Source organism: Streptomyces calidiresistens, from assembly GCF_014141525.1.
GTDB classification, from domain to species: domain Bacteria; phylum Actinomycetota; class Actinomycetes; order Streptomycetales; family Streptomycetaceae; genus Streptomyces; species Streptomyces calidiresistens.
This window is the reverse complement of sequence record NZ_VKHS01001085.1, coordinates 1-1,453: the sequence shown is the minus strand read 5'-3', so window position 1 is coordinate 1,453 and position 1,453 is coordinate 1. Positions and strand designations below refer to the sequence as shown.

Annotated in this window: 1 protein-coding gene; it reads right to left on the bottom strand. The window is 78.4% G+C overall.

From position 1 onward, the window contains the following. A partial coding sequence (locus tag FOE67_RS25590) for a pyridoxal phosphate-dependent decarboxylase family protein (protein ID WP_182667194.1) occupies nucleotides 1-1,430 on the bottom strand: 1,430 nt, incomplete at its 3' end. Nucleotides 1,431-1,453 lie beyond the last annotated feature (23 nt).

Genomic DNA, 1,453 nt, shown 5'->3' with positions numbered 1-1,453 from the left:
GGAAGGGAGGGATCGGCGGGGACGCCCACGGCATCACAGGTGTCCAGCACGAGCTTGAGCAGTCCGGCCGTGGCGTCCGGGCCCACCAGGGGATTGAGGACGGTCGCCTTGAGCCACAGGCGTTCGGCTCCCGCCCCGTCCCGATCCGGCACCCGGGCCCGGCCCAGCACGGCGATCCCCCCGTGCAGCAGCCGACGTCGGATCACCGCGACCTCCTCGTCACGGGCCCCGACGGGTCGGAAGAGGACCGTGCTGATGGTCGGCTCGGCGTACAGCTCCAGCCGCGGCTCGGCGAGCACCTGCCCGGCCAACCGCTCGGCCGCGGCGCACGCGGCGTCGATCAGCGAGGCCATGCCCGAGCGTCCCAGCGCCCGCAGGGTGACCGCGACCTTCAGGATGTCGGGACGGCGGGTGGTGCGCAGGGAACGCCCCAGGAGATCGGGCAGGCCCGCCTCGGTGTCGTCCTCTGCGTTGAGGTAGGGGGCGCGGTGGTGCAGGGCCGCCAACCCGGCGGCGTCGGGGGCGGTGAGCAGTCCGGCCGCCGCCGGCTGCCACCCCAGCTTGTGGAGGTCGAGGGCGACCGTGTCGGCGCGTTCCAGCCCGTCCAGCAGTCCCCGGCGGGTGTCGCTGAACAGCAGGGGCCCCCCGTAGGCGGCGTCCACGTGCAGCCGGGCCCCCCGCGCCGCGGCGAGCCCGGCGACGGCGGGGAGGGGGTCCACCGCCCCGGTGTCGGTGGTACCGGCGGTGGCGACGACCAGGACCGGCTCGCCGTCCAGGGCGTCCAGCGTGCGGGCGAGCGCGGCCGGGTCGAGCACACCGCGCGGGGCGGGCACCGCGAGAGCGGGCGGGAGGCCGAGCAGCCAGGCGGCGCGGGGCACCGAGTGATGGGCGTTGGCGCCGTGGACCACCCGCAGCGGGCGGGTGTCGTCGGACCCCGCCCCGGCGCGCTCGCGGGCGAGGAGGACCCCGAGTTGGTTGGCCTCGGTGCCACCGGTGGTGACCAGGGCGTCCGGGTCCGGCCCGGTGGGATGGACGAGGGCGGCGAGCACCCGGGTCGTGCGGGCCTCCAGGGCGGAGGCGGCGGGAGCCTGGTCCCAGGAGTCCATGGAGGGGTTGAGGACGGAGGCCGCGAAGTCCGCGACCGCCGCCACGGCCAGCGGGGGGCAGTGCAGGTGGGCGGTGCACAGCGGGTCGGCCGGGTCGGCGGCGCCCTCCGCGAGGAGTCGCACCAGGGTGTGCAGGGCCTCCTCGGCGCCCCCGCCCTCCTCGGGCAGGACCGGCCCGCACCGGGCGGCGAGACGGTCGGCCACGGCCTCCGGTCCGCCGGAGGGCAGGGGCCCGCCGCGGGCGGCGGCCCCCTCCCCCAGCGCGGCCACGACCGTCTCCAGGAGCGGGCGCAGGGCGCGGGGGCCGGCGGTGCCGCCCGCCAACGGGGGCGGCGCGTCCGTGGGGG